At 72.0% G+C, this 26,707-nt stretch carries 21 protein-coding genes and 1 riboswitch; of the genes, 10 read left to right on the top strand and 11 right to left on the bottom strand.

Features of this window, described 5'->3' with window-relative positions:
* Positions 1-19 precede the first annotated feature (19 nt).
* Positions 20-304: an antibiotic biosynthesis monooxygenase gene (locus DSM112329_RS16620; protein ID WP_354697674.1), complete on the bottom strand. Its 285-nt coding sequence runs from the start codon at positions 302-304 to the stop codon at positions 20-22.
* A 135-nt stretch (positions 305-439) separates the two neighbouring features.
* Here DSM112329_RS16620 and DSM112329_RS16615 point away from each other — a divergent pair, with 135 nt between their 5' ends.
* The gene (locus DSM112329_RS16615) at positions 440-1,003 is read left to right on the top strand and encodes a hypothetical protein (protein WP_354697673.1); all 564 of its coding nucleotides are present in this window, start codon (positions 440-442) and stop codon (positions 1,001-1,003) included.
* 26 nt (positions 1,004-1,029) lie between these two features.
* On the top strand, positions 1,030-3,606 hold the full coding sequence (locus DSM112329_RS16610) for a DUF3516 domain-containing protein (protein WP_354697672.1): 2,577 nt from the start codon (positions 1,030-1,032) through the stop codon (positions 3,604-3,606).
* A gap of 41 nt (positions 3,607-3,647) precedes the next feature.
* Here the strand turns inward: DSM112329_RS16610 and DSM112329_RS16605 are convergent, their stop codons facing one another.
* The 7 genes from DSM112329_RS16605 to DSM112329_RS16575 all read right to left on the bottom strand — a co-directional run bounded on the left by DSM112329_RS16605 (position 3,648) and on the right by DSM112329_RS16575 (position 13,036).
* Positions 3,648-4,142 (bottom strand): GFA family protein, encoded by a 495-nt coding sequence (locus DSM112329_RS16605; RefSeq protein ID WP_354697671.1) that lies wholly within the window; start codon positions 4,140-4,142, stop codon positions 3,648-3,650.
* Between the two features lie 34 nt (positions 4,143-4,176).
* Positions 4,177-4,755, bottom strand: coding sequence for an HPP family protein (locus DSM112329_RS16600; RefSeq protein WP_354697670.1), 579 nt, complete (start codon positions 4,753-4,755; stop codon positions 4,177-4,179).
* Between the two features lie 113 nt (positions 4,756-4,868).
* A complete protein-coding gene (locus DSM112329_RS16595; RefSeq protein WP_354697669.1) occupies positions 4,869-7,175 on the bottom strand; it encodes an MMPL family transporter in 2,307 nt (768 codons plus the stop codon).
* A 114-nt stretch (positions 7,176-7,289) separates the two neighbouring features.
* Entirely contained in the window at positions 7,290-9,476 is a 2,187-nt protein-coding gene (locus DSM112329_RS16590) for an MMPL family transporter (protein WP_354697668.1), read from the bottom strand.
* Positions 9,477-9,622: 146 nt separating this feature from the next.
* A complete protein-coding gene (locus tag DSM112329_RS16585) occupies positions 9,623-10,291 on the bottom strand; it encodes a response regulator transcription factor (RefSeq protein WP_354697667.1) in 669 nt (222 codons plus the stop codon).
* A complete protein-coding gene (locus DSM112329_RS16580) occupies positions 10,288-11,448 on the bottom strand; it encodes a histidine kinase (RefSeq protein ID WP_354697666.1) in 1,161 nt (386 codons plus the stop codon). Before DSM112329_RS16580 ends, DSM112329_RS16585 begins: the two co-directional genes overlap by 4 nt.
* Positions 11,449-11,545: 97 nt before the next feature.
* The gene (locus tag DSM112329_RS16575) at positions 11,546-13,036 is read right to left on the bottom strand and encodes an AMP-binding protein (RefSeq protein ID WP_354697665.1); all 1,491 of its coding nucleotides are present in this window, start codon (positions 13,034-13,036) and stop codon (positions 11,546-11,548) included.
* A 210-nt stretch (positions 13,037-13,246) separates the two neighbouring features.
* On the opposite strand from DSM112329_RS16575, the gene DSM112329_RS16570 reads away from it, so the two are divergent.
* From DSM112329_RS16570 to DSM112329_RS16560, 3 genes are all read left to right on the top strand, one after another.
* Positions 13,247-14,452: an acyltransferase gene (locus DSM112329_RS16570; RefSeq protein WP_354697664.1), complete on the top strand. Its 1,206-nt coding sequence runs from the start codon at positions 13,247-13,249 to the stop codon at positions 14,450-14,452.
* Between the two features lie 181 nt (positions 14,453-14,633).
* Positions 14,634-15,389 carry an SDR family oxidoreductase gene (locus DSM112329_RS16565; RefSeq protein ID WP_354697663.1) on the top strand — a complete coding sequence of 252 codons (756 nt, stop codon included), beginning with the start codon at positions 14,634-14,636 and terminating at the stop codon, positions 15,387-15,389.
* A 105-nt stretch (positions 15,390-15,494) separates the two neighbouring features.
* Positions 15,495-15,618: riboswitch (SAM riboswitch) on the top strand.
* Between the two features lie 38 nt (positions 15,619-15,656).
* A complete protein-coding gene (locus DSM112329_RS16560; protein WP_354697662.1) occupies positions 15,657-17,027 on the top strand; it encodes an aminotransferase class V-fold PLP-dependent enzyme in 1,371 nt (456 codons plus the stop codon).
* 148 nt (positions 17,028-17,175) lie between these two features.
* On the opposite strand, the gene DSM112329_RS16555 is transcribed toward DSM112329_RS16560, so the two are convergent.
* Complete coding sequence (locus DSM112329_RS16555; protein WP_354697661.1) at positions 17,176-18,810, bottom strand: long-chain fatty acid--CoA ligase; 1,635 nt, start codon at positions 18,808-18,810, stop codon at positions 17,176-17,178.
* A gap of 120 nt (positions 18,811-18,930) precedes the next feature.
* On the opposite strand from DSM112329_RS16555, the gene DSM112329_RS16550 reads away from it, so the two are divergent.
* The gene (locus DSM112329_RS16550) at positions 18,931-20,289 is read left to right on the top strand and encodes an adenylate/guanylate cyclase domain-containing protein (protein ID WP_354697660.1); all 1,359 of its coding nucleotides are present in this window, start codon (positions 18,931-18,933) and stop codon (positions 20,287-20,289) included.
* Positions 20,290-20,805: 516 nt separating this feature from the next.
* Here DSM112329_RS16550 and DSM112329_RS16545 read toward each other — a convergent pair.
* Positions 20,806-20,955 carry a hypothetical protein gene (locus DSM112329_RS16545; protein ID WP_354697659.1) on the bottom strand — a complete coding sequence of 50 codons (150 nt, stop codon included), beginning with the start codon at positions 20,953-20,955 and terminating at the stop codon, positions 20,806-20,808.
* A 26-nt stretch (positions 20,956-20,981) separates the two neighbouring features.
* On the opposite strand from DSM112329_RS16545, the gene tig reads away from it, so the two are divergent.
* Positions 20,982-22,343 (top strand): trigger factor, encoded by a 1,362-nt coding sequence (gene tig, locus DSM112329_RS16540; RefSeq protein WP_354697658.1) that lies wholly within the window; start codon positions 20,982-20,984, stop codon positions 22,341-22,343.
* Between the two features lie 139 nt (positions 22,344-22,482).
* On the opposite strand, the gene DSM112329_RS16535 is transcribed toward tig, so the two are convergent.
* Entirely contained in the window at positions 22,483-23,937 is a 1,455-nt protein-coding gene (locus DSM112329_RS16535) for an MFS transporter (RefSeq protein ID WP_354697657.1), read from the bottom strand.
* Positions 23,938-24,024: 87 nt separating this feature from the next.
* On the opposite strand from DSM112329_RS16535, the gene DSM112329_RS16530 reads away from it, so the two are divergent.
* From DSM112329_RS16530 to clpX, 3 genes are all read left to right on the top strand, one after another.
* On the top strand, positions 24,025-24,627 hold the full coding sequence (locus DSM112329_RS16530) for a helix-turn-helix domain-containing protein (protein ID WP_354697656.1): 603 nt from the start codon (positions 24,025-24,027) through the stop codon (positions 24,625-24,627).
* 174 nt (positions 24,628-24,801) lie between these two features.
* Positions 24,802-25,386, top strand: coding sequence for an ATP-dependent Clp endopeptidase proteolytic subunit ClpP (gene clpP, locus DSM112329_RS16525; protein ID WP_354697655.1), 585 nt, complete (start codon positions 24,802-24,804; stop codon positions 25,384-25,386).
* A gap of 38 nt (positions 25,387-25,424) precedes the next feature.
* On the top strand, positions 25,425-26,699 hold the full coding sequence (gene clpX / locus DSM112329_RS16520; protein ID WP_354697654.1) for an ATP-dependent Clp protease ATP-binding subunit ClpX: 1,275 nt from the start codon (positions 25,425-25,427) through the stop codon (positions 26,697-26,699).
* Positions 26,700-26,707 lie beyond the last annotated feature (8 nt).

Genomic DNA, 26,707 nt, shown 5'->3' with positions numbered 1-26,707 from the left:
CCGCCCGTCCACCGCGTGCTCAGGGCGGCCCCACCGACGCGATCTCGTAGCGGGCCACGTCCCCGGCGACGACGACCGACATGTCGTCCTCCGACGGGCCGTCGCCGCGGAACGCGAGGAGCTCCCGGGGCGATTCCCAGCGCTCGAACACGTACACGCGGTCCGCCGCGAGCGGGTCCGCGGACAGGACGAAGTCGAGGCAGCCCTGCGCCTGCCGGGCCTGCGCGATGGTGTCGTGCGCAGCGGTCAGGAACGCCTCGCGGCGGCCTGGCTCCAGGGTGAGCGTTCCGGCGATGATCAGCATGGGGATCCGGGGTCGGTGACAGGTCACGACCGGGACGACGGCGGGCCGCGTGACTCATCGGTGGCCACGCCAAGCTGCGAACCTGTCGGACGTCAGCTGCAACGCGGCGCGCCAGGCGCCGACCAGGAGACCGTCATGAACAGCCGTAACCCCAAGCGCCGTCCGCCGCGCCCGATCAGCGACAGCCAGCGCAGCATGCTCGCGGACATGCACCGTGACGTCGACGTGCGCCGCGTGCCGCCGCAGATCGACGAGATCTTCCAGCGGGCCATGGCCGGGGACCCCGTCACGCAGCGCGAGACGCAGCGCATCATCGAGGCGCTCAAGGAGAACGCGCGTCCCAACGACGAGCTGCTCCTGCACGACAAGCAGCTGTTCTGGCTCGAGAAGCTCGGCGGCGAGGACGCGGCCACGGCGGCGGAGGGCCTGACCCGGGACCAGTTCCCGCGGCTCGTGGTCGCCGCGCTCAAGGACACCTACGGCACCGACTCGTTCGAGGAGGTCCTCGAGCTGCCGCTGCCGACCGTGAAGAAGTGGGCCGCCCACCTCGTCGGCGGTGCCGGCCTCGTCTTCGGCACCTCGCAGCGCGAGCGCCAGCTCACCCTGATCCAGGCGGCCGTCCAGCCCCGGGACCTGCAGGCGCCGATGAAGCGCCTCTACAACGACCTCGTCCAGGCCGCCGAGCGCGCCGCGAGCTGATGGGGCGCTAGCGTGCGGCAGCACGCATGACCCTGGTCCACGCCCTGCCCACCGAGCCCAGCGCGGACTCGCTCTACGACGCGTTCGTCACGTGGGCGACCGAGCAGGGGATCGAGCTCTACCCGCACCAGGAAGAGGCCGCGATCGAGCTGTTCAGCGGCAACAACCTGGTGCTCGCCACCCCGACCGGCTCCGGGAAGTCGCTCGTCGCGGTCGCGGCGCACTTCGCCGCTCTCGCGGACGGGCGCGTCACGTTCTACACGGCGCCGATCAAGGCGCTCGTCTCCGAGAAGTTCTTCGCGCTCTGCACCGTCTTCGGCGCCGAGAACGTGGGGATGCTGACCGGCGACGCCTCGGTGAACCCGCTCGCCCCGATCATCTGCTGCACGGCGGAGGTGCTGGCGAACATCGCCTTGCGCGAGGGCGCGAGCGCCGACGTCGGGCAGGTCGTCATGGACGAGTTCCACTACTACGCCGACGGCCAGCGGGGCTGGGCGTGGCAGGTGCCGCTGCTGACGCTGCCGAACGCCCAGTTCGTCCTGATGTCCGCCACCCTCGGCGACGTCTCGCGGATCGCCGACGACCTGACGGAGCGGACGGGCCGCGAGACCGCGATCATCGACGACGCCGAGCGCCCGGTCCCGCTGACCTACTCGTGGTCGGTGACGCCGCTGCACGAGCTGCTCGAGGAGCTCGTCGCGACCGACCAGGCGCCGATCTACGTCGTGCACTTCACGCAGGCCTCGGCGCTGGAGCGGGCGCAGTCGCTGCTGTCGGCCAAGCTCTGCACGCGGGAGGAGCGGGACGCGATCGCCGACGCGATCGGCGCCTTCCGCTTCACGGCGGGCTTCGGCCGCACGCTCTCGAAGCTCGTTCGCGGCGGCATCGGCGTGCACCATGCCGGGATGCTGCCGCGCTACCGCCGCCTCGTCGAGCAGCTCGCGCAGACCGGCCTGCTGAAGGTCATCTGCGGCACCGACACGCTCGGCGTCGGCATCAACGTCCCCATCCGGACGGTCGTCTTCACCAGCCTCGCGAAGTACGACGGCACCCGGCACCGCATGCTCAAGGCGCGCGAGTTCCACCAGATCGCCGGGCGCGCGGGCCGGGCCGGGTTCGACACCGCCGGCTACGTGGTCGTCCAGGCCCCCGACCACGTCATCGAGCGTGCGAAGGCGCTGGCGAAGGCCGGGGACGACCCGAAGAAGAAGCGCAAGATCCAGGTGAAGAAGCCCGCTGACGGTGAGGTCAGCTGGACCGAGGAGACCTTCGACCGCCTCAAGGACGCGGTCCCGGAGGCGCTGGTCTCCAAGATGCGCGTCAACCACGCGATGATCCTGAACGTCGTCAACCAGCCCGCGGACCCCGTCGCCACGATGCAGGCGCTGATGGAGGACAACCACGAGGACGAACGTGGTCGCCGGCGGCTGTCCGAACAGGCGCAGGAGCTCGGCGACGAGCTGGTCCAGGCCGGCGTCCTGGAGTGGCTCGCTGAGCCCGATGCGGACGGCCGGACGCTGCAGCTGGCGCTTGACCTGCAGGACGACTTCGCGCTCAACCAGCCGCTCTCGTCGTTCGCCCTCGTCGCGTTCGCGCTGCTGGACCCCGAGGCGGAGACGTACACGCTCGACGTGCTGTCGGTCATCGAGGCCATCCTGGACGACCCGTTCCCGGTCCTGATGGCCCAGGCCAAGAAGGAACGCGGCGAGGCGATCGCCCAGATGAAGGCCGAGGGCATCGAGTACGACGAGCGGATGGAGCTGCTGGAGGAGGTCAGCTACCCCAAGCCGCTCGGCGAGCCGCTGATGAACGCGCTGCGGATCTACCGCGAGACCCACCCGTGGGTCCGCGAGTCCGACCTGTCGCCGAAGTCCGTCGTCCGCGACATGTACGCGTGGGGCCGCAGCTTCAGCGACTTCGTCGCGTTCTACGGCGTCGCCCGCTCGGAGGGCCTCGTCCTGCGCTACCTCTCCGGCGTCTACCGGGCGCTGCGCCAGACCGTCCCCGACGACGTCAAGACCGAGGAGCTCGACGAGCTGATCGAGTGGCTGGGGGAGACGGTCCGCCAGACCGACTCCAGCCTGCTCGACGAGTGGGAGGCGCTGACCGACCCCGAGTCCGTCGCGCGGGCCGCGGCCGCCAACGCCGCGGGCGAGGCGCTGCCGCCCCCGCGTCCCATCACCGGCAACGCGCGCGCGTTCACGGTCATGGTCCGCAACGCCCTCTTCCAGCGCGTGCAGCTGGCCGCCCGCGATGACATCGCCGGCCTCGCGCAGCTGGAGGCGGCCTCGGCCGCGCTGATGGACCCGCCGGGCAAGGTCACGATGGGCGCGGACGCCTGGGAGGCCGCGCTCGGGACCTACTGGGACGAGCACCGCACCATGGGGACGGGCCCGGCGGCGCGCTCGCCGGCGCTGCTGATCATCGACGAGTCCGGTGGGGACGCGGACGAGCGGGTCTGGGCGGTCCGCCAGATCATCGACGACCCCGAGGGGCACCACGACTTCGCGCTGGTAGCGACCATCGACCTGGACGCGACCGACGCCGCGGGCGAGCCGGTGATCCGGACGACGTCGTTCGGCTCCTCCCACCTGGGTTCCTGACCGCCCGCCTCGGCACGAGGACGCAAGCGGCGGCAGTGGCGCTACTTGCGGTCGAGCGCCTTGAGCAGCGGCCGCGACAGGCGCAGCGCCGCGGTCGGCGGGCCGCGCTTGATCCGCGGGCGGCGGATGAGCTTCTTGGTCCACGGCTGGGCGGACTCGCCCCAGACCTGCATCGTCGGCGTCACCCACGAGGTGTCGTCGAGCGTGCCGGCCTTGAGCCACGTGATCTCCGGCGCCTCCGCCAGGACGCTCAGCACCTGCGAGCCACACGTGGAGCAGAACTTGCGGTCACGCACCTCGTCGCTGTCCGTGCCGGTCGTGTTGAACGTCGCGAGCGCGTCGCCCTCGACCGTGAGCGCCGCGGTCCGCACGGGGACCACGACGGAGAACGCCGAACCCGACGAGCGCTGGCAGTCCTTGCAGTTGCAGACCGTCGTCGACAGCGGCAGCGGCGGCGCACTCACCGAGTAGCGGACGGCACCGCACAGGCAGGCGCCGGTGAACGGGGTGCGGGTGGTCGGAGTGCCTCGGTCCATGGAGAGGAACCTAGCGCGGGCCATCCGCGCGCACTCACCACCAATAGACGGGATATGTCCGTCCGCGGAGGCGGGCGTCGGCGACCCCGAGCAGCACGAGCACGACGGTGGCCAGCGTCAGCAGCGCGCTGAAGTGCCAGAACGGGACAGGCGTCGCGGCGACGATCACCGCGGTCGCAGCGGCCGGGGAGTGCGCGACGCGGAAGGCGAGCGTCGCCCCGACGGCCAGCCCGCCGGCGATGGCGGCGACGAGGATGCCGTGCCCGAGGACGAGCGCGACGACCGAGCCGACGATGCAGGAGACGAGGTGGCCGCCGATGACGTTGCGCGGCTGCGCGAGCGGCTGGTCCGGCACGCTCGCGATGAGGCCGACGCTGGCCGCCAGCGGGGGGATGAGCAGCGCCTGGTGCATCGCGTCCCCGAGGGCCACGATCACCACCAGGGCCAGGACGCTCGTCAGCGTGAGGCCGCCGAGCACCCGCCACGGCGGTCGGGGCGGGGCGCCGCTGTGCGGCAGCCAGGCGGGCCGGCGGGCCGACGACGCCGGCCAGTCCGGCGCCAGGAGGGCATCGTCCGCACGCCGCCGCTCACGCTCGGGACTGCTGGCGGGCACTACGCGGGGCGGGACACGGCGGACGGCGGCACGCGGAAAACGTACTCACTTCGATCGGAGATCGGTGATACGGCGGGCCCGGCCACCTGTGATGGCCGGGCCGCCGCAGGCGGTCAGCCGGCCTTCGTCAGCTCTGGACCGCGCGACGTGCCGGTGTCCTCGGTCCGCTCGATCGCGAGCCGGGGCACCACGCGGTCGAGCCAGCCCGGGAGCCACCACGCGCGCCGACCGAGGATCTCCATGATCGCCGGGACCAGCAGGCACCTGATGATCACCGCGTCGAAGAAGACCGCGCTCGCCAGGCCGATGCCGAACAGCTTGATGAAGCGGTCGTCGGCAAGCACGAAGGCCAGGAACACGACGATCATGATCGACGCGGCCGCTGTGATGACCCGGCCGGTCGTCGCCAGCCCCCGGGTGATCGCGCCCGAGGCGTCCTTCGCGCGCTCCCACTCCTCGTGGACCCGGGACATCAGGAACACCTCGTAGTCCATGCTGAGCCCGAACACGATCGCGAACATCAGCACGGGCACGAACGACTCGATCGGCCCGGTCTCCACCCCCAGCAGGTCGGCGCCGTGGCCGTCCTGGAAGATCAGCGTGATGAACCCGAGCGACGCGCCGATCGACAGCAGGTTCATCAGCGCGGCCTTGATCGGGATCAGGACCGAGCGGAACACCGCCATCAGCAGCAGGGCGCTGAGCAGCACGACCACGCCCACGAACAGCGGCAGCTTGCCGGCGACGACCTCGGAGAAGTCCTCGTTACCGGCCGTGAAGCCGCCGACCTCGACCGTCGTCCCGCTCGCCTTCTCCAGCGGCGGCACGATGTCGTCCCGCAGGTGCCTGAGCGTCTCGGTCGTCCGCTCGTCCTGGGGGCCGGTCCGCGGGAACGCGGTGACGGTGGCGATCGCGCCGTCGGGCGACACGGTCGGCGCGCCGACCGACACGAAGTCCCGGTCCTTCTTCAGGGCTGCCGTCACCTGGGCTGCGGCGGCCTTGTCGCCCTTCTTGTCGAGCTCCGCGACGACCAGGAACGACCCGTTGACGCCCGGCCCGAAGCCGTCGGCGATCAGGTGGTAGGCGTCGCGGGTCGTCGTGCCCTTCGGATCGACGCCGGCATCGCTCGAGCCGAGCCGCATGTCGAGGGCGGGGAACGCGATCGCCAGCAGGACGACCGTCGCGACCCCGGCAGCGAGCCACGGGCGGCGCTGCACGCCGGTCGACCACGCCTCCCAGCGGGCCGAGCCGCTCTGGCGCCCCTTGCGGCTGTCCGACCGCCGCGCGAACCACGAGCCGCCGGGCAGGCGCACCCGCTGCTTCCAGATCGGCAGGACCCGCGCACCTCCGCGGCGGGACAGCTCGCCGAAGACCCCGTCCAGGAAGCCCTTGGAGCCGCCGATCAGAGCGGGTAGCAGCGTCAGCGCGGCGAACATCGTGGCAAGCACCGCGAATCCGGCCCCGAGGGCCACGCCGTGCATGAAGTTGAGCCCGAGCAGCAGCAGGCCGAGCAGCGCGATCACGACCGTGAACGCCGCGAACATCACGGTCCGCCCAGCCGTGTCGATCGCCGTCTCGATGGCCTCGTCGGGATCCCTCCCGGCGGCGATCTCGGCCCGATATCGCGTGACGACGAACATCGCGTAGTCGATGCCGACACCGATCCCGATGAGCTCCGCGAGCTGCGTGGCGAAGTCCGGCGTGTCGACGATCTGGCTGATCAGCGAGATCGTCCCCACCGTCCCGGCGATCGCGAGTGCCGCGGCCAGGAGGGGGATACCCGCGGCGATAGCCGATCCGAACGTCAGCAGCAGCACCAGCGCGGCCGCGACGAACCCGACCAGCTGCCCGATGTCGCCCTCCTGGTTGCTGAAGCGGACGAACTGCGCGCCCGGTCCGCCGTGCTCGATCTGCAGCGACGCGCTGCGCTGGGCGAAGACGGAGCTCTCGATCTTCTCGAGGTCCTCGAGCTCGAGGTCGTTCGTCGACTCGGAGTAGGTCAGGAACGCCACGCCGGTGCGCCCGTCTTCGGTCAGCTGGCCGCCGGGCGCGAACGGGCTCTCGACGCCCGCAACGTCGCTGCCCCGCTTCATCGCGGCCAGCGCCGCCTCGACGGCCTTGCGGTTCTCGCCGTCGCGCAGCGTCCCGGTGGTGGCCTTGAAGACGAACTGGTCGGTGTCGCCCTTGGCGGCCGGGAGGTGGGTGTTCAGCAGGTCGTAGGCCCGCTGGCTCTCGGTGTTGGGCAGGCGGTAGTTCGAGATCTCCTTGGTCCCGACACTCGAGCCGATGACCAGCAGGAGGATCACGGCCAGGACCCAGGCCCCGAACGTGCGCCAGCGGTGGCGGTTGCAGACCCGCGCGAGGCGGACGAAGCGGGACGGGGTGTGGGCGGGGGAAGGCGGGGTGGGGTGGGGTGACACGTCCGGCATGCTGGCGTACCTCTGGGTCGGCGACAAGGCTTTCGCGTGAAGACGCCGTAGGCGCCCCGCACTCATCGCAGGGCGCCCGATTCGTTCGCCGGCCCGGTTCGAGTCCTAGCGTCCCGCGGTCGCCGGCGCCTCCAGCGCGACGTTCGGCACGAGGCGGTCGAGCCAGCGTGGCGTCCACCAGCTGCGCTCGCCCAGGAGCGCCATGACCGCCGGGACGAGGATCATCCGCACGATCGTGGCGTCGACCAGGATCGCCGTCGCCAGCCCGATCCCGATGAGCTTGAGGAACACCTCCGGGCTCAGCGCGAACGCCGCGAACACGGCGACCATGATGGCCGCGGCCGCCGTGATGACCTTCGCCGTGCGGGCGACCCCGAGCACGACCGCCGACGCCGCGTCGCCGCTGCGCTCGCGCTCCTCCTTGATGCGCGACATCAGGAAGACCTCGTAGTCCATCGACAGCCCGAAGAGGATCGCGAACATCATCACGGGGATGAACGGCGGGACGGGGAGGTCGCTGTCGATCCCCACCAGCTGTCCGGCCCACCCACCTTCGGCGACCAGCGCGACGACGCCGTAGGCGGCTCCGATGGACAGCAGGTTCATCGCGCCGGCCTTCAGGGCGATGACCGGGGCCCGGAAGGCGGCGAGCAGCAGCAGGAACGACAGGCCGATGACCGCGCCGATGAACAGCGGCAGCCGCTGTGCGGTGACCTCACCCTGGTCGACCGTCGCGGCGGTCTGGCCACCGAGGTCGACCGGCAGACCGGCGCTTGCCAGCGGACCGTCGCGCAGCCGGTCGATCAGCTGCTTGGTGCGCTCGTCCTGGGGCGACGTCTTCGGCGTGACGACGAGCAGCGCGGTCGACTGCCGCGCGTCCAGCACCACGCGTCCGACGCCGGCGACGTCCGGGTCGGCGCGCAGCTCGCGGCGCAGCGCGGCGAGCTTCGTCGCCCCGCCGGCGGGCTCGCCGCCCACCGAGGCCACGGCCAGCAGCGGGCCGTTGGCCCCCGGGCCGAAGCCGCCGGCCAGCAGGTCGTAGGCGGTGCGTGTCGTCGAGCCGGACGGGTCGTTGCCGGCGTCCGGGAAGCCGAACCGCATGCCCGCGACGGGCAGCGTCATCGCCAGCAGCACGACGACTGAGAGGACCGCCGCCGTGAGGGGCCGGCGCTGGACGGCGCGCGCCCAGCGCGCTGCCGGCGTCGCGTCCACGTCGACCGGCGCGACCGACCGGCGACGGGATCCGGGGATCCGCAGGCTGTCCACCCGCGGGCCCGCGAACGCGATCAGCGCCGGCAGCAGCGTAAGCGACGCGGCCAGCACGACGAGGACCGCGATGCTCGAGGCGAGCGCGACGCCGTACAGGTACGGCAGGCCCATGAGGAAGAGGCCGAGGAGCGAGACGACGACCGTCGCACCGGCAACCAGCACGGACCGGCCGGCCGTCGTCATCGCCTCGATGACGGCGCTGTGCGCGTCGCGCCCGGCGTCCGTCGCCGCGCGGTAGCGGGTGAGGATCAGGAGCGCGTAGTCGATGCCGACCCCGAGCCCGATCATGATCGCGACCTGCGCCGCCCAGTCGGGCGTGTCCAGGACGGCGGCGAGCAGCCCGCCCAGCATCGCGGACACGCCGATGCCGAAGAGGGCGGTGAGCAGCGGCAGTCCGGCGGCGACCATCCCGCCGAAGGTGAGCAGCAGCACGAGCACCGCCACCGCGATGCCGACCAGCTCGGACGCGGACTCGTTCTCGGTCGTCAGCCCGTTGATGCCGCCGGCGACCGCGACCTGCAGGCCAGTCCCGCTGGCGTCGTGAGCGAGCTCCGCCAGCGCCTCGCCGGTGCTCACGGGGACGGAGTCCGGCAGCCGGTCGAGCGGGACACGGACCACGCCCGTGCGTCCGTCGGGCGCGAGCTCCGCGTCCGCGACGGCGGCGCCGCGTGTCAGGCCGGGCAGCTGCTCGGCGCGGGCGAGGACACGGTCGACCCGCGCCTGCACGGCCGGTGTGGTCGCCCCGGCCTGTGCCCGCCAGACGACGTCGACGGTGTCGTCCGAGCGTCCACCGAAGCTCGCGGCCAGCGTGTCGCTCGCGGCCTTGGACTCGGATCCCGGCGTCGCGTAGTCGACGTGGTAGGTGCCGCCGGCGAGCGTGCCGAGGGCGACGACCGCGACGAGCACCGCGATCCAGCCGGCGACGACGGCGCGGCGCCGCCGGACGGCCAGGTCGGCGACGCGGGCGAGCAGGCCGGGCGGCTGCTCGCCGTGGGGCGGTCGGGCGGGGGCTTCGGTGTACATGCGGGGCTCCTTCAGGGGGCGGGGTGAGTGTCCGCTCACTCTCTCGCCTTGGGCCGCCTGCGTCGTCGGCCGTGGGGAGGTACCGCCTGCACCCGGGGGATGCTCTTGCGCCTACTCCCGGAGGAGTAGGCGGCGCCCTTGCCGTACTACCCGCCCGGAACCACGAGCCCGCTCTCGTACGCGGTCACCACGAGCTGGGCGCGGTCGCGCGCCCCGAGCTTGTTCATGGTGCGCGAGACGTGCGTCTTCGCCGTCAGGGGCGACACGATCAGCTCGGCGGCGATCTCCTGATTGGACAGGCCCTGGCCGACGAGCGCCAGCACCTCGCGCTCGCGGTCGGTGAGCTCGCTCAGCTCGACCGGCTCGCGGAGCGCCCGCTCGGGCTGCGCGGCGAACGCCTCGATCAGGCGGCGGGTCACGCGCGGGGCGATGAGCGCCTCGCCGCCGGCGACCACCCGAATCGCCGCCAGCAGCTCGACCGGCTCCAGGTCCTTCAGCAGGAACCCGCTGGCGCCCGCGCGCAGTGCGCCGAAGACGTATTCGTCGAGCTCGAACGTCGTGAGCACGATCACCCGGGTGCCGGCGAGGGCGGGGTCGGCGGTGATCGCGGCGGTCGCCTCCAGCCCGTCCATCCGGGGCATCCGCACGTCCATCAGCACGATGTCGGGTCGCTCGGTGCGGGCGAGGTCGACGGCCTCGGCGCCGTCGGCGGCCACGCCGGCGACGTCGATGCCGTCCTCGTTGTCGAGCAGCGCCGAGAAGCCGGCGCGGACGAGCGCCTGGTCGTCGGCGAGCAGGACGCGGATGGCGCTCATCCGAGGGGCAGCGAGGCATGGACGCGCCAGCCGCCGTCGGCGGTCCGGCCCGTGTCCAGCGAGCCGCCGACGGCGTCGACGCGCTCGGCGATCCCGCGCAGCCCGTTGCCGCTGCCCGCCGGGGCGGGGCCGCCGACCGCCGGTACCGCGGCGCCGTCGTCGTGCACGTCGACCTCCACGCAGTGCGGCCCGACGGCCACCGTCACGTCGGCGCGCTGGGCGCCGGCGTGGCGCAGGACGTTCGTCAGCGCCTCCTGCACGATGCGGTACGCCGCGGCGCCGACCGGGACGGGCACCCCCGCCGGATCGCCGGCCACCACGACCCCGACCGCGACGCCGGTGGCCCGCAGCGGCTCGGCGAGGTCGTCGAGGCCGGTCAGGGACTCGGTCGGGCGCCGCGGTGCCGACGCGTCCTGGTCGCGGATCAGCCCGAGTGTCGAGCGCAGGTCGCTGAGCGCCTCGCCCGACACCCGCTTGATCTCCGTCAGCGCGGTGCGGACCTGCTCGGGGCGCTGGTCCAGGACGTGCGCCGCGACGCCGGCCTGGACGTTGATCGCCACCATCGCGTGCGCGACGACGTCGTGGACCTCGCGCGCGATGCGCAGGCGCTCCTCGGCGACGCGCCGCTCGGCCTCGTGCTCCGCGTCGGCCTCGGCCTGCCGGCGACGCTCGGCCTCCGCGGCCCGCGCCTCGCCGCGCGAGCGGACGGTGTCCCCGAGCGCCAGGGCCAGCAGGACGAAGGCGACGTTGGACAGGGTGTCGGACGTGAGGATCGAGTCCGGCGAGTTGATCATCACCGAGAACGCCACGAACGGGACGCCGAGCGCGGCCACGATGAGCGACCGTCGCCGGTCGCCGTACCGGGCGGCGGCGTAGAGCGCGATCATCCCGGGCAGGGCGATGGTGTTGACGGGCTTCAGCGTCGCCAGGCAGAGCAGAAGGCCGAGGCCGGTGACCGGCAGCAGGCAGAGCGGGGTGCGGGCGCGCCACCACAGGGGGACGACGGTGACGGCGGCCGCGACGACGCCGAGCGGCGAGACGCCCTTCCCCTCCGGGCAGAGCGCCGCGTCCAGGAGCAGTGCGGCAGCGACGCCGACCAGCAGCAGCGCGTCGGCGGCCGGCCCGTTCCAGGCGAAGTTGCGGATGCGGGACGCCACGGCCGACACGCTAGTCGCCCACGGGCGCGGCGTCATCCCCCGGGGGAAGGCCGGCGTCGTACTCCCCGGGGAGTACGACGCCACGGACGCCGCCCGCCTACGCGGTCGCGGAGACGCTGCGCTTGCGCAGCGTCGGCTTGTCGATCTTGCCGACGGGGTTCTTCGGGATCTCGTCCAGGACCTCGATGAGCACCGGCAGCTTGTACTTCGCGAGGTTGTCCTTGCACAGCTGGTGGAGCTCGTCGACCGTCACGGTCGCGTCCGGCCGCAGCGAGACGTAGGCGACGACCACCTCGCCGAGGACGTCATCCGGTCGCCCGATGACGGCGGCCTCGAGGATCTCCGGATGGGTGTAGATCGTCGACTCGATCTCCTTGGGGTAGATGTTCTCCCCGCCGCGGATGATCATGTCCTTGATGCGGTCGACGATCTTCAGGTAGCCGTCCTCGTCGAACGTCCCGACGTCACCGGTGTGCAGCCAGCCGTCCTTGTCGATCGTCTTGGCCGTCTCCTCGGGCTTGTTGAGGTAGCCCTGCATGACGACCGGCCCGCGGATGACGACCTCGCCGCGCTCGCCCACCTCGTCCACGAAGCCGCCGTCGGGGTCCATCAGCCGGACCTCCTGACCGGGCATGGCCGGCCCGACCGTCCCCGGCTTGCGGACACCCTCGATCGGGTTGATCGTGGAGGCGCAGGTCCCCTCGGAGAGGCCGTAGCCCTCGATGAGGACGACGCCGAACTGCGACTCGACCCGCTCGATGAGCTCGACCGGTGCGGGGGCGGCGCCGCAGACGACGAAGCGCAGCGACTCGGTGTTCGCGGTCTCGGCCTCGGGCAGTGTCGTCAGCATCGCGTAGATCGCCGGCACGGCCGAGAAGTAGGTCGGCTGTGCCTTCTCGACGAGCCCGAAGAACGTCTTCGGGCTGAAGCGCGACGCGACCGTGACGCGGCCGCCCGCCAGGAGCGGGGTGAGCGTCCCGGCGACGATGCCGTTGGCGTGGAACAGCGGCAGAATCAGCAGGCTGTGGTCGGCCGGGGAGATGTGGAACGCGGCGCCGGCGCTTTGGCACATGGCCATGAGGTTCGACTGGTCGAGCATCACGCCCTTCGGTTTGCCCGTCGTCCCGCTCGTGTAGATCAGCAGCGACAGGGAGTCGAGCGTGGTCGGCATGTCCGGGAGGACGGTGTCGCCGACGTCCTCGGACAGCTCCTCGACGGCCATGAGCTGGCCCTCGACGGCGGCGCCGTCCGCCACGACGACCTTCGACCCGGCGTCGTCGAGCTGGTACTGCATCTCGGGCCCGGTCAGCGTCGGGTTCACGGGGTTGACGGCTGCACCCAGCCGCCACGTCGCGAACAGCGTGATGATCAGTTCGGCCCGGTTCGGCAGGATGACCGCGACGACGTCGCCGGCGCCGATGCCGCGCCGCTGCAGCGCCGCGGCCGCGCGGTTGACGCGGTCCAGCAGGCCGGCGTTGTCGAGCTCGGTGTTGTCGTCCTGCACGGCCGGCGCTGCGGGGTCAGCCGCCGCCCGTGCCTCGGGCAGGGCGCCGAAATGGGTGATGTCGAACGGGGATGTGGCAGACAACGGGTCTCCTCCCGAAGGGCGTCCCGGGACTCGTCGAGCCCGGGCGCGGTGTGGCCAATAGGGCGAGCCTAATCCGGGCGTTTCCACCGATGTTCGTGCGTCCGTCACAAGGCCGACCGTGCGCGGCTGGCCCACTGGCACACGTACTGCTCAGGAATCCTTAAGTCGCGCTTAGCGTGATGTTCAGGCGTGGCGGGAAGGGTCAGGGGCATGGACCGCGCCCCTGCCCTGGACGCCGTGCGCGGCTGCGCTGCCCTTGCCATCGTCGTCCTGCACGTCTGGCTGTACACCACGACGGCTGCCGAGAAGGGCGATTCGGTGCTGGACGGGGTGGTCCACCAGTTCCGCCTCGGGGTGCCGTTGTTCTTCTGCCTCTCGGGGTTCCTGCTGTACCGCGCGTGGGTGACCGCGGTGCGCGACGGCGGCGCGCTTCCGCGGATCGCGGAGTACGCCCGCCGCCGGGCCTGGCGCATCGTCCCCGCGTACGGGCTGGCGCTGGTCGGCAGCCTCGCGCTGCTCGTGCCGTTCAGCGACGTGCGCGGCGTCGACGTCCCGGAGGCGCAGTACCTCGCGCTGTTCCTCGTCTTCGCGTCGAACCTGCACTCGGCGACGAACGGCGCGCTCGACCCGCCGATGTGGACCCTGGCCGTCGAGGTGCAGTTCTACGTCGTCCTGCCGCTCGTCGCCGCGCTCGTGCTCAGCCGGACGCCGGTTCGCCTGCGGCCTGCCCTGCTGATCGTCCCGCCGGCGCTCCTGCTCGCGGCGGGGATCGCGTTCAACGTCGTGGCGGCCGGCCGGCCCGCGAACCTGGTGGTCGCCAACTCGCTGCCCGCGCTCGTGCCGTGCTTCGCGGCCGGGATGGCCGCCGCGGTCGTCTTCGGCAGCGGCCTGCTGCGGTCGCGGTGGGTCAGCGCCGCGCTGCTCGCCGGCGGCGCGGGGCTCGTCGTGCTCAACGGGATCTGGCACGAGGGCAACGCCGGAGTGGCCGGCCGGATCTGGCGGGATCTCCCGGCCGCCGTCGGGTTCGCCGCGATCGTCCTCGTGGCCGCGCGGCCCACGACGAGCCGCGTGCTGCACTCGCGGTCGGTGCGCGCGCTCGGCGACCTGAGCTTTCCCATGTACCTCTGGCACATGCCGGTGATGCTGGGCCTGCGCGGGTTCGGCCTGTTCCCCGAGGGCCGGCCCGTGGCTGCACTCGCCGTCGTGCTGGCCGTGACGATCCCGGTGTCCTGGGCGTCGTGGACGCTGCTCGAGCGGCCGGCCCTGCGCTTCTCCGCCGCGCGGGCCCGGCGTCGCGTGCCGGTGGCGGTCCCGGCGGTCCCGGCGGTCCGCGGTGTGCCCGCGGCCGCGGCTATAGCCGCCCCGGCGGCTCGCCCGGCAGTCCGCCGGCCCGCGGCGGACGCGGCAGCGGCCTGAGGCGCGAGCCGCCGCGGTCACCCGGCCGTCGATCCCGGGCGCCGTCGTTCACCACCAGACGGTCTGACGTCCGATTCTGGTTGCTGCCACGACCAGAATTGGTCGTCAGACGGGCGACGAGGCCGGGCGACATACGACTGCATCTCCGGCCACGGTCGTGGCCGCGGGTACGCTCGTCGGCGTGGATCTCGGACTTCAGGGCCGTCGCGCGCTGGTGACCGGCGCGTCGGCCGGCATCGCGAAGGGCATCGCCGCCGGGCTCGTGGCAGAGGGCGCGCGGGTCGTCGTCAGCTCCCGGTCGCAGGACCGCATCGCCGCCGCCGCCGCCGACGTGGGTGCGGTCGCCGGGCTCGTCTGGGACAGCGACGACGTCGATGCCGCGGCCGGCCTGGTCGCGAGCGCCGGCGCGGCGCTGGGTGGTCCGGTCGACGTCCTCGTCGCGTCGACCGGCGGGCCGCCCGCCGGTGCGGACCCGCTCGCGTTCACCCGCGAGCAGTGGGAGGCCGCGCACCGCACCCTGGTCCTCGCCCCGCTGGCGCTGCTGACCGCCGTGCTGCCGTCGATGCGCGCGCAGGGTTGGGGACGGGTGGTCAACGTCGCGTCGACCTCCGTGCGCGAGCCGCTGCCGTACCTGATGCTGTCGACCGCCGAGCGCTCCGGGCTGCTCGCCGCGCTGAAGCTGCTGTCGACCGAGGTCGCGCCCGACGGCGTGACGATCAACTCGGTCCTGCCGGGGCGGATCATGACCGCGCGGCTGCTGTCGAGCGGGGCGACGGAGGCGCAGGTGCAGGACGCCGCCGCGCGTGACGTCCCGGTGGGCCGCGTCGGCAGCGTCGAGGAGATCGCGGCGGTCGCGACCTTCCTCTGCAGCGCGCAGGCGGCCTACGTCACGGGGACGGCCGTCCCCGTCGACGGCGGTCTGCTGCGCGGCACCTGACGTCTGATCGGCCGCAGCAGGCCGTGGTTGAGGGTCGCCCGCCCGAATGTCCACTAACCCGATCAGGTATTGACAGCCGGCGCGCGTCCCGTCATCCTTCGTCGCGGTCAAGAGTGCCAGCGTCAAGCCCCGGCTCGCTGGCCGGCAACCCTCCACCGCGGTGGGGTGCCCCGGGTGAACGACCAGGTCGCACAGGCCGCGCAAGCGGTCCCTGTGGCAAGCGCGGGTCCTGCACGAGCGGGTCCCGGAACCAGATCGAGGACCCACATGACGTTGATCGAGCATCGCCCGTTCTCCGACGCGCCCGTCGCCGCCGCGACCCGAGGCCCGTTGCTGCCGACCGTCGGCCGCGACCTGGACGTCCCCGTCCTGGGTGGGGACGCCGTCCGCTATGCGAACTTCGACTGGGCCGCGACGGCCCCGGCCCTGGAGTCGGTCGTCGCCGCCGTGACCGCCGCGCTGACCGGCTACGGCAGCGTCCACCGCGGCGCGGGGCTGCCGTCCCAGTCGTCGACGGCCCGCTACGAGGTGGCCCGCGCGACGGTCGGCGCGTTCGTCGGCGCGCGTGAGCAGGACGTCGTCGTGTTCACGCGCAACACCACCGACTCGCTCAACCTGCTGGCGCGCAGCGTCCCGGCGGGCGCGGGTGACGTGATCGTCCTGGACGTCGAGCACCACGCGAACCTGCTGCCCTGGACGGCCGGCCCGCACCGTTGCCTGGCCGGCAAGACCACAGTCGCAGGGACCCTGGCCGCGCTGGCCGCGGCGCTCGACGCTGCTCCGGCCGCGCTCGTCACGGTGACCGGTGCGTCCAACGTCACCGGCGAGCTGCTGCCGCTGGACCGGGTCGTCGCGCTGGCGCACGACGCGGGCGCCCGGGTCGCGGTCGACGCCGCGCAGCTCGCGCCGCACCGCGCGATCGACCTGGCCGCGAGCGGCGTCGACTACGTCGCGCTGTCCGGGCACAAGCTCTACGCGCCCTTCGGTGCCGGCGCGCTGATCGGCCGCCGCGACTGGCTCGACGCCGCGCCGCCGTACCTGCTCGGTGGCGGGGCGGTGCACGACGTCCGCGACGACGGGACCGATTGGCTGCCGGCACCCCAGCGGCACGAGGGCGGCACGCCGAACCTGCTGGGCGCGGTCGCCCTCGCCGCCGCCTGCGACGCGCTCTGCGGGCTGCCCGCCGGCGCGCTCGAGGCGCACGAGGCGGCGCTGAAGGACCGGCTGCTCGCCGGTCTGGCCGAGCTCGAGGGCGTGAGCGTCCACCGCATCTGGTCCGACAGCGACGAGGCGATCGGCGTCGTCGCCTTCACCGTCGACGGCTACGCGCCGGGGCACGTCGGCGCGTACCTGTCGGCCGAGCACGGGATCGGTGTCCGCGACGGGCGCTTCTGCGCGCACCGCTTGCTCACGCGCCTCGGGCTGCCCGGCGGCGCACTGCGTGCGAGCCTCGGGGTCGGCAGCAGCGCGGCCGACGTCGACCGGCTGCTGTTCGCCCTCCACGAGCTGGTCGGCGGGCGCGCGCACGCGCAGTACGGGGTGGTCGACGGCGCCTGGCAGCCCCTGGACGACGACCGCGACCTGTCGGCCTGGCTGCCGGACACGTCCGCCGCGCCGACGGGCTGCCGCGCGGTCTGACGGCCCCTGCCATCCGCCGGCGGACGATGCTCGATGTGCCACCACATGCCACCGGCGCACGTGCTGGCACAGCGAACGCGCAGTCGCCGGTCAGAGGCCCGCGGACAGAACCCGCGGCGCCTCGGCCAGGAACTGCGCCTCGCCCGCTCTAGGCCGTCTCGACCGCCTTCGTCGCGCCGCTCGCGTCCCCGACGAACCGCTCGCGCAGGTCCTTCTTGGAGAACTTGCCGACCGACGTCTTCGGCACCTCGTCGATCAGCTCGACGCGCTCCGGGATCCAGTACTTCGCGACCCGCCCGTCGAGGTACTGCTTGATCGCGTCCCCGTCGAGCGACGTGCCGGGCTTGGCCACGACGCAGGCCAGCGGGCGCTCGCCCCAGCGCTCGTCCGGGACCCCGATGACGGCCGCCTCGGCGACGTCCGGGTGGCCCATGATCTCGTTCTCGAGCTCGACCGAGGAGATCCACTCGCCGCCGGACTTGATGACGTCCTTGGTGCGGTCGACGAGCCGGATGTAGCCCTCGGCGTCGATGGTCGCGATGTCCCCGGTGCGCAGCCACCCGTCGTCGGTGAACGAATCCGCACGGTCGTCGTTGTAGTACGCCGAGGCGATCCACGGCCCGCGGACCTGCAGCTCGCCCTGGGCGCTGCCGTCCCACGGCAGGTCGTCGGCGCTGCCGGGCTCGACGATCCGCACGTCGACCAGCGGGCTGATGATGCCGACGGTCGCGCGGAGGTTCGCGAGCTCCTCCTCCGGCCGGTCCGCCATCGTCGACTTGATGTTCGCGACCGAGCCGATCGGGCTCGTCTCCGTCATGCCCCAGGCCTGCAGGATCGGCATGCCGACCTGGGCGCGGTACGCCTCGGACAGCGACTTCGGGACGGCCGAGCCGCCGCACAGGATGACGCGCAGCGACGGCAGCTCCTTGCCCTCGAGCTCGGGGAGGACGCCCATCCAGATGGTCGGGACGCCGGCCGCGACCGTGATGTCCTCCTCCACCATCAGCTTCGCGACGGATGGCGCGGAGAGGTCGGGACCGGGCATGACCAGCTCGGCACCGGTCATCACGGCGGCGTGAGCGAGGCCCCAGGCGTTCGCGTGGAACTGCGGCACGATCGGGAGCACGACGTCGGACTCGCGCAGGCCGAAGGTGTCCGCCAGCATCGTCGCCATCGCGTGCAGCGTCATCGAGCGGTGCGAGTAGACGACGCCCTTCGGGTTGCCGGTCGTCCCGCTCGTGTAGCACATGGCCGCGGCGGTGTTCTCGTCGGCGACGTGGAAGCGCTCGACGGGGGTCGACCGCGCGAGCAGCTCCTCGTAGTCCAGGACGCGCGGGTCGTCGGGGATGTCCGGTCCGCCGTCGCCGCAGTCGTCCATGATGATCACGCTCTTGACCGTCTTCAGCTCGTCGACGAGCGGCCAGAACAAGGGCAGCAGGGAGCGGTCGACGAAGACGACCTCGTCCTCGGCGTGATTGGCCACGTAGACGACCTGCTCGGGGAACAGTCGGATGTTGAGCGTGTGCAGCACGCGGCCGGTGCAGGGCGCAGCGAAGTACAGCTCGAGGTGCCGCGCGGAGTTCCATGCGAACGTGCCGACGCGTCCGTCGGCCGAGACGCCGAGCTCGTCGAGGGCGCCGGCCAGGCGACGCGTGCGCTTGGCCCACTCGCCGTAGGTGGTCCGCTCGCGGCCGCTCTTGGTCACGGTCACGAGGCGTTTGTCGCCCCAGAGGCGCTCCCCGCGCTCGAAGGCATGGACGAGGGTCAGTGGGTAGTCCTGCATGAGTCCGCGCATATGAGCCGACCTTCCCCGATCCGGCGGTGGCGCCGCAAGGGGCAACCCACCATCGCGGGCCGGCGCGATTGGTGGGATCCGCAGACGCGGCGGTAGGCTCGGGGCGCCATGACCGCCAGCGCACGAGGGACGTCGCCCGTCCCGAGCACCACGCGCTGGGCGCGCAACGGCGACGCGTCGATCGCGTACCGCACGATCGGGGACGGGCCCGTCGACATCGTCTTCCTCAGCGGGCTGATCTCGCACGTGGAGGCGCTCCTGGAGGAGCCCGGCGTCATGCGCTTCTTCGGCCGGCTGGCGCAGACCTGCCGCGTGGTGCTGATGGATCGGCGCGGCAGCGGCCTGTCGGATCCGCACTACGGGGCCTTCACGGACGAGCTCGACGTGGGGGACGTGCAGGTGGTCCTCGACGCGCTGGGCACCGACCGCGCGGTGCTCATGGGCTACACGGGCGGCGCGTCGCAGGCGCTGGCCTTCGCCGCGATCCACCCGGAGCGCACGCTCGCGCTGATGCTCTACGCGCCGATCGTGCGCAACCTGCGCGACGCCGAGGTCGACTGGACGTCGACCGAGGAGGAGCGCGCCGCCCGCGTGGCCACCCTCGTCGAGGGGTGGGGGACGGGGGCGAACATCGCGCGGATCGCCCCTTCGGTCGCGGACGACGAGCGCATCCGTGCGTGGCTCGCCCGGCTCGAGCGCCAGTCGATGACCCCGTCCGGCCTGGAGCGCATGTCCGCCGCACTGGCCCAGGTCGATGTCCGCGAGCACCTCGGCAACATCCGCGTCCCGACCCTGATCCTGCACCGCACCGACGACGCGATGATCGACGTGCGGCACTCGCGCTACGTCGCGGCGCGCATCGGCGGGGCGAAGCTCGTGGAGCTGCCCGGCGTCGACAACCTGCCGATGGTCGGCGACACGGAGGCGATCCTTGGGGAGATCGAGGCGTTCCTCACCGGCGGCCGCCGCGGCGGGGGGCTGCAACGCGAGCTGCTGACCGTGCTGTTCACCGACATCGTGGACGCGACCCAGCGCGCGGCGTCCCTCGGCGACGCGCGCTGGCGGGACCTGCTCGCCGCCCACGACGCCGCCGTCCGCGCGACGCTCTCGAGCTTCGGCGGCGAGGAGGTCAAGACCATCGGGGACGCGTTCCTGGCGACGTTCGCCGGTCCGCCGTCGCAGGCCGTCCGCTGCGCCGACGCGATCGTCGGCACGGTGGCGTCGCTGGGTCTCACGGTACGTGCGGGGATGCACACCGGCGAATGCGAGCGGATCGGAGGCGACGTGGGCGGCATGGCGGTCCACATCGCGGCCCGGGTCGGTGCGATGGCGGCACCGGGGGAGGTGCTGGTCTCGGGGACGACGTTCGGCACGGTCGTGGGGAGCGGCCTCTCGTTCGAGGACCGCGGTCACCACCCGCTGAAGGGCGTCCCGGGCAGCTGGCCGATCTTCGCGCTGCGCGGCTGACCGGCTGTTCGCGCTGGAAGTGGGTCTTGGTCAGACGTCGTGGGGGTGGGTGGCGCTGCGGGCCTAGGTGGTCGGGCGGTCGGTGGTGCTGATGCCGCGGGCCTGGTGATCGGGGGTCGGTGGCGCTGGTGCCGAGGGCCTGGTGGTCGGGAGTCTGCGGCGCTGACGCCGAGGACCTCGTGGTCGTGCCGGCTTTGGGAACTGCGGGCTGGAGACGGGGGTGGGCGCTGGCGGGTGCGGGGTCTCGGGTGCGGAGCGGGGCGGGCGGCCGGCCAGCGGGGCGAGTGGTGGATCGCACGGCTCCCGGCCGGGTGAAATGCCATTGGCCGCGGGCCGGGCGGGGCGAGCGGAGGATCGCACGGCTCCCCGCCGGGTGGAACGCCATTGGCCGCCGCTGCGGGGTCAGCGGCGGGTCCGCGGAGGATTCGACGGGTCAGGCCCGCGGGACCCTCCGGCCAGCCAGGGCCCGGCTGGACCGGCGACCTTCCGTGGGGCGGGTCGTCCGGGGGACCGCCGTCAGCCCCAGTCGCCCCCGCGCAGCTTCGCGCGGGCGAACCGGCCGAGCAGGACCACCCAGTCGATCAGGCCGCAGACGAAGTGCGCCACCGCGCCCGTGGCGAGCCGCGCCGTCGCGCGCTCGGTGCGCGTCAGGATCCGCTCGGACACTGCCCCAAGGTATCGTCACCTGCCACATGGCCGCTGTCACCGACCCCATCACCACCACCGTCACCGAGCTGCCGGAGTCGCGCGTGCGCGTCGCCGCCGAGGTGAGCCCCGCCGAACTGGAGCGCCGCCTGCAGGAGGCCGCCCGTCAGTTCGGGCGCGACCTGCGCATGCCCGGGTTCCGGAAGGGCAAGGTGCCGCCGCCGGTGGTGATCAAGCAGGTCGGCCGCGAGGCCGTGCTCGACGAGGCGATCCGCACGCAGATCGGCCGCTGGTACACGACGGCCATCGACGCGGCCGGCATCGCGCCCGTCGGCGAGCCCGAGCTCGACCTCGGCGAGATGCCCGAGGCCGGCGCGCCGCTCACCTTCACCTTCGAGATCGGCGTGCGCCCGATCGCCACGCTCGGCGACTACAAGGGCGTCGAGGCGCCCAAGAAGGACGTCGAGCCCGACCCCGCGACCATCGACGACCAGGTCGAGCAGCTGCGCGAGCGTGCAGCCCGCCTGGAGACCAAGGAGGGCGCGGCCGAGGCCGGCGACTTCGTGGTCATGGACTTCAAGGGCTTCCTGAACGACGAGGCGTTCGAGGGCGGCGAGGGGCGCGACCAGATGGTCGAGCTCGGGACCGGCACCCTCATTCCCGGCTTCGAGGAGCAGCTCGTCGGCGCCTCCGCGGGCGACGAGAAGCGCATCGACGTCACCTTCCCCGAGGAGTACCAGGCCGAGCACCTCGCCGGCCAGGAGGCGCAGTTCGACATCACGGTGAAGGAGGTCAAGGCCAAGGAGCTCCCCGATCTCGACGACGACTTCGCCTCCGACAGCGCCGGCTTCGACACGCTCGAGGAGCTGCGCGAGGACCTGGCCGCGAAGCTCCGCGAGGACGCCGAGAAGCGCGTCGACGGCGAGTACCGCGAGGCCGTCCTGGACGCCGTGACCGCCAACGCGACCGTCGAGGTCCCGGACGCGCTGATCGTCGCCCGCGCCAAGGAGCTCTACGACCGCATGCTCGGCTCGCTCGCGCAGCAGGGGATCTCCAAGGAGGCCTACCTCGGCATCGCGCAGAAGTCCGAGGACGAGATCCTCGAGGAGGCCAAGCCCGACGCCGACCAGGCCCTGCGCCGCGAGGCCGTCATCCACGCCGTGATCGCCGCCGAGGACATCAAGCCGAGCGACGGCGACGTGCTGGACGCGCTGCAGGCGACCGCGGTCCGCGAGAACACCACGCCGGAGAAGCTGCGCGCCCGCCTCGAGAAGAACGGGCGCCTCAGCGAGCTGCTCGACGACCTCGCGCAGGGCCTCGCGATGGACCTCCTGGTGGACAACGCGACGGCCGTCCCGGCCCCGCCCGAGCCCGACGCGGACGCGGACGCGGACGCCGAGACCGAATAGGCCGCAGGCGGCGAACGAAACGGTTGCTCAGCAACCGTTTCGTTCCCCCGGACCGCCCCGGACCGCCCGGACCCTCAAGCCGCCGCGGGGATCGCCTCGCCGCGTTTGCCGCACGGCCGGCGCGGCGAGTCAGCCGCGCTTACGCCGCCGCGGGGATCGCCTCGCCGCGTTTTGCCGCCTCCACCTGCTCCTTCGAGTCCTTGGAGGAGATGATGATCAGCGACAGGATCGCTGCCACCACCGCGAAGCACGCGCCGACGGTGAAGGCCCGCGAGTAGCCGGCCGTGAGCGCCTCGTGGCTGCGCTGGGCGGCCGGTGCGAACTCGCCGATGCGCGACGTCGAGATCGACACCAGGATCGCGACGCCGAGCGCGCCGCCGATCTGCTGCGACGTGTTGATGAGGCCTGACGCAAGCCCGGCCTCCTCGCCCGTGGTCCCCGTGACCGCGGCGATGGTCACCGGCACGAACGTGAACCCGAGCCCTGCGCCGGCCATCATCGACGGCCCGAGGACGTGGGTGACGTAGCCGCCGTCGGGGTCGATCTGCGCGAACCAGAACAGCCCGCCCGCCACCAGCATCAGGCCGCCGATCAGCGTCGGCTTGAAGCCGACCTTCGTCACCAGCTGCGAGGCCGCGCCGGCGCAGATGATGATCACGACGCTGAGCGGCAGGTACGCCAGGCCCGTCTTGAGGGCCGAGTAGCCGAGCACGTACTGCAGGTAGAACGAGATGAACAGGAACATCGAGAACAGCGACATGCCGGTGAGCATCCCGGCGATGTTCGCGCCGCGCAGGGTCCGCAGGCGGAAGATCGAGAACGGCATCAGCGGGTGCTTCGTCCGCGACTCGATGCCGATGAAGAGCACGATCAGGACCACGGCGGCCGCAATCCGCAGGATGGTCGTCGACGAGTCCCAGCCCGCGGTCTCGGCGTCGACGAGCGCGTAGACCAGCAGCGCCAGGCCGGCGGTGACCGTGACGGCGCCGGGGATGTCGAAGCTCGTCACGTCCGTGTCGGCCTTCGACTCGAGCAGGACCCGCGGAGCAGCGACGATGACGGCGACCGCCACGGGGACGTTCACGAACAGGACCAGCCGCCAGTCGATCTCGGTCAGGACGCCGCCGAGCAGCACGCCCGCCGCACCGCCGGCGCCGGCGACCGCGCCCCAGACGCCGAGGGCCCGGTTACGCTCGGCACCCTCCTTGAAGATGGTCGTCACCAGGGACAGCGCCGCCGGCGAGACGAGGGCCGCGCCGAGGCCCTGCAGCGCACGCGCACCGACGAGGAAGCTCTCGCTGCCGGCGAGGCCGCCGAGCAGCGAGCCCAATCCGAACACGCCCATGCCGACGATGAACATCCGGCGGCGGCCGACGAGGTCGGCGAGCCGGCCGCCGAGCAGCAGGAAGCCGCCGAAGGTCAGCGTGTACGCGTTGACGATCCACGAGAGGTCCGCTTGGGCGATCTTCAGGTCCGCGCCGATCGACGGCAGGGCGACGTTGGTGATCGATGCGTCGATGACGATCATGAACTGCGTCATCGCGAGCAGGACGAGTGCGCGGTTCTTCTCGCGCGGTGTTTCCAGACTGGGCATGTGAAAGTGAACTCCGGTTCCGTTTTGTCATCCTGAAAATACGGAGCTATGGTTCCGTTTGTCAAGGAAGCGACACCGATCAGTCACATGGCGCCAATCGATACCCAGACCGAGCCCGCTCCGCCCCGCGTCCGCGCCGACAAGGCGCGCAACCGCGAGCGGATCCTGGTCGCGGCACGCGAGGCGTTCAGCGCCCACGGCACCGAGACCCAGATGGGCGACGTGGCCACCCGCGCCGGCGTCGGAGTGGGGACGGTCTACCGCCACTTCCCGACGAAGGAGGCGCTGATGGGGGAGATGGTCCGCCAGAAGTTCGCGCTGATCGCCGAGCACGCCCGTGAGGGCCTCGAGGAGGACGGCGAGCCGTTCGAGGTGTTTGCCTCCGTGCTCTACCGCAACTGCGAGGCGACCGCGCACGACGCTGCCGCCCAGGATGCGCTCATGCGGGCGGCCGAACACGTCTGGGACCAGGCGCAGGACGTCCTCGACGAGATGCACGGCCTCGTCCAGCAGCTCATCGACCGGGCGCAGGCGGCAGGGACGATGCGCCAGGACTTCTCGGTCGACGACATGGGGATGCTCATGTGCGGCGTGTCCGCGTCGATGGCCCATTCCGAATGGGACTGGCGCCGGCATCTGGCGCTGCTGCTCGACGGGCTGCGTACGCAGCCGACCCCGTCAGCCCCCTGACGCCGCGCAATCCGGCCAGGCCCGCGCTCGCCCGCTGAAGTCCGCGACCCGGACGCCGATGATCAGGGGCGGGGCCGGAGCAGGCCCGTTGCTAGGCTTGCCCCACGCCGGCAGCACCCGTTGTCGTAGCCACGGCAGGAACCCGGCGCCCCGAACCGAAACGAAGCGAGGAACATGAGTCCCCTTGTCCCCATGGTGGTCGAGCAGACGTCGCGCGGAGAGCGCGCGTTCGACATCTACAGCCGACTGCTCAGCGAGCGGATCATCTTCCTGGGTACGCCGATCGACGACCAGATCGCGAACCTTGTCGTAGCGCAGCTGCTGCACCTGGAGTCGGAGGATCCCGACAAGGACATCAGCATCTACATCAACTCGCCCGGCGGGTCGGTGTACGCAGGCCTCGCGATCTACGACACGATGAACTTCATCAAGCCCGACGTGTCGACGATCTGCGTCGGCATCGCGATGAGCATGGGCGCGCTCCTGCTCTCCGGTGGCGCGAAGGGCAAGCGCATGGCGCTCCCGAACGCGAAGGTCATGATCCACCAGGTGAGCTCCGGCTTCCAGGGTCAGGCGACCGACATCGAGATCCACGCCCGCGAGGTCATCGAGCTGCGGGCCAAGCTCGACGAGATCCTGGCCAAGCACACGGGCAAGGACGTAGCGGACGTCAAGGGCAACACGGAGCGCGATTACTTCATGTCCGCTGCGGAAGCTGCCGAATACGGCATCATCGACCGGGTGATCTCGGAGCACTAAGCTCCGAGGTCGCATCGCACCCCACTGAGGAGAGGGAGATGGCGCGGCCCACGGACTCCAACGAGCAGCTGCTTTGCAGCTTCTGCGGTAAGTCACAGCGACAAGTCAAGAAGTTGATCGCCGGTCCCGGCGTCTACATCTGCGACGAGTGCATCGATCTCTGCAACGAGATCATCGACGAGGAGCTCACGGCACCGCCGACCTTCGACCTCGACAACCTGCCCAAGCCGAAGGAGATCTACGGCGTTCTCGATGAGTACGTCATCGGGCAGGACGACGCCAAGCGCACGCTCTCTGTGGCGGTGTACAACCACTACAAGCGCGTGCAGATGATGCAGGCGACCGACAGCGACATCGAGTTGCAGAAGTCGAACATCCTGCTGCTCGGCCCGACGGGCTGCGGCAAGACGCTGCTCGCGCAGACGCTCGCCCGCATCCTGAACGTCCCGTTCGCGATCGCGGACGCGACGGCACTGACCGAGGCAGGCTACGTCGGCGAGGACGTCGAGAACATCCTCCTGAAGCTCATCCAGGCCGCGGACTACGACGTCAAGAAGGCCGAGACGGGCATCATCTACATCGACGAGGTCGACAAGATCGCCCGCAAGGCGGACAACCCGTCGATCACGCGCGACGTCTCCGGCGAGGGCGTGCAGCAGGCGCTGCTGAAGATCCTCGAGGGGACCACGGCCAGCGTCCCGCCGCAGGGCGGGCGCAAGCATCCGCACCAGGAGTTCCTGTCGATCGACACGACGAACGTCCTGTTCATCTGCGGCGGCGCGTTCGCGAACCTCGACAAGGTCATCGAGCGGCGCATCGGCAAGGGCGGCATCGGCTTCGGCTCGACCCTCGTCGAGCCGATCCAGGACGACGCGGAGGTCTTCTCGAAGACCCTTCCGGAGGACCTCGTCAACTACGGCCTGATCCCGGAGTTCATCGGGCGCCTGCCGGTCATGAGCGCGGTCAACCAGCTCACGCGCGAGGACCTCATCACGATCCTCACGGAGCCGCGGAACGCCCTGGTGAAGCAGTTCCATCGCTTCTTCAGCTTCGACGGCATCGAGCTCGTCTTCTCCGACGAGGCCCTCGCGGCCATCGCCGACAAGGCACTCGAGCGGGAGACGGGCGCCCGCGGCCTCCGGTCGATCATCGAGGAGACGCTCCTGGATGTGCAGTTCGAGCTGCCCTCACGCCGCGACGTGAAGAAGTGCGTCGTGACGAAGGAGACGATCGAGCAGGGCCGTCAGCCCACGCTCGTCACCGAGGCCACGCCCGACGAGGGCGACGACGCCACCGCTGCCGAAGCCGGCTAGGCCGCCGC

Origin of the sequence: Paraconexibacter sp. AEG42_29 (assembly GCF_040581415.1) — a bacterium.
Taxonomy (GTDB): Bacteria; Actinomycetota; Thermoleophilia; order Solirubrobacterales; family Solirubrobacteraceae; genus Paraconexibacter.
This window is presented reverse-complemented; position numbering and strand designations above follow the sequence as displayed.

What these genes read in the sequence shown, in the direction of transcription:
- DSM112329_RS16620 (WP_354697674.1), bottom strand. Translation starts at nt 304, where the DNA reads ATGCTGATCATCGCCGGAACGCTCACCCTGGAGCCAGGCCGCCGCGAG.
- DSM112329_RS16615 (WP_354697673.1), top strand. Translation starts at nt 440, where the DNA reads ATGAACAGCCGTAACCCCAAGCGCCGTCCGCCGCGCCCGATCAGCGAC.
- DSM112329_RS16610 (WP_354697672.1), top strand. Translation starts at nt 1,030, where the DNA reads ATGACCCTGGTCCACGCCCTGCCCACCGAGCCCAGCGCGGACTCGCTC.
- DSM112329_RS16605 (WP_354697671.1), bottom strand. Translation starts at nt 4,142, where the DNA reads ATGGACCGAGGCACTCCGACCACCCGCACCCCGTTCACCGGCGCCTGC.
- DSM112329_RS16590 (WP_354697668.1), bottom strand. Translation starts at nt 9,476, where the DNA reads ATGTACACCGAAGCCCCCGCCCGACCGCCCCACGGCGAGCAGCCGCCC.
- DSM112329_RS16585 (WP_354697667.1), bottom strand. Translation starts at nt 10,291, where the DNA reads ATGAGCGCCATCCGCGTCCTGCTCGCCGACGACCAGGCGCTCGTCCGC.
- DSM112329_RS16570 (WP_354697664.1), top strand. Translation starts at nt 13,247, where the DNA reads ATGGACCGCGCCCCTGCCCTGGACGCCGTGCGCGGCTGCGCTGCCCTT.
- DSM112329_RS16560 (WP_354697662.1), top strand. Translation starts at nt 15,657, where the DNA reads ATGACGTTGATCGAGCATCGCCCGTTCTCCGACGCGCCCGTCGCCGCC.
- DSM112329_RS16555 (WP_354697661.1), bottom strand. Translation starts at nt 18,810, where the DNA reads ATGCAGGACTACCCACTGACCCTCGTCCATGCCTTCGAGCGCGGGGAG.
- DSM112329_RS16550 (WP_354697660.1), top strand. Translation starts at nt 18,931, where the DNA reads ATGACCGCCAGCGCACGAGGGACGTCGCCCGTCCCGAGCACCACGCGC.
- tig (WP_354697658.1), top strand. Translation starts at nt 20,982, where the DNA reads ATGGCCGCTGTCACCGACCCCATCACCACCACCGTCACCGAGCTGCCG.
- DSM112329_RS16535 (WP_354697657.1), bottom strand. Translation starts at nt 23,937, where the DNA reads ATGCCCAGTCTGGAAACACCGCGCGAGAAGAACCGCGCACTCGTCCTG.
- DSM112329_RS16530 (WP_354697656.1), top strand. Translation starts at nt 24,025, where the DNA reads ATGGCGCCAATCGATACCCAGACCGAGCCCGCTCCGCCCCGCGTCCGC.
- clpP (WP_354697655.1), top strand. Translation starts at nt 24,802, where the DNA reads ATGAGTCCCCTTGTCCCCATGGTGGTCGAGCAGACGTCGCGCGGAGAG.
- clpX (WP_354697654.1), top strand. Translation starts at nt 25,425, where the DNA reads ATGGCGCGGCCCACGGACTCCAACGAGCAGCTGCTTTGCAGCTTCTGC.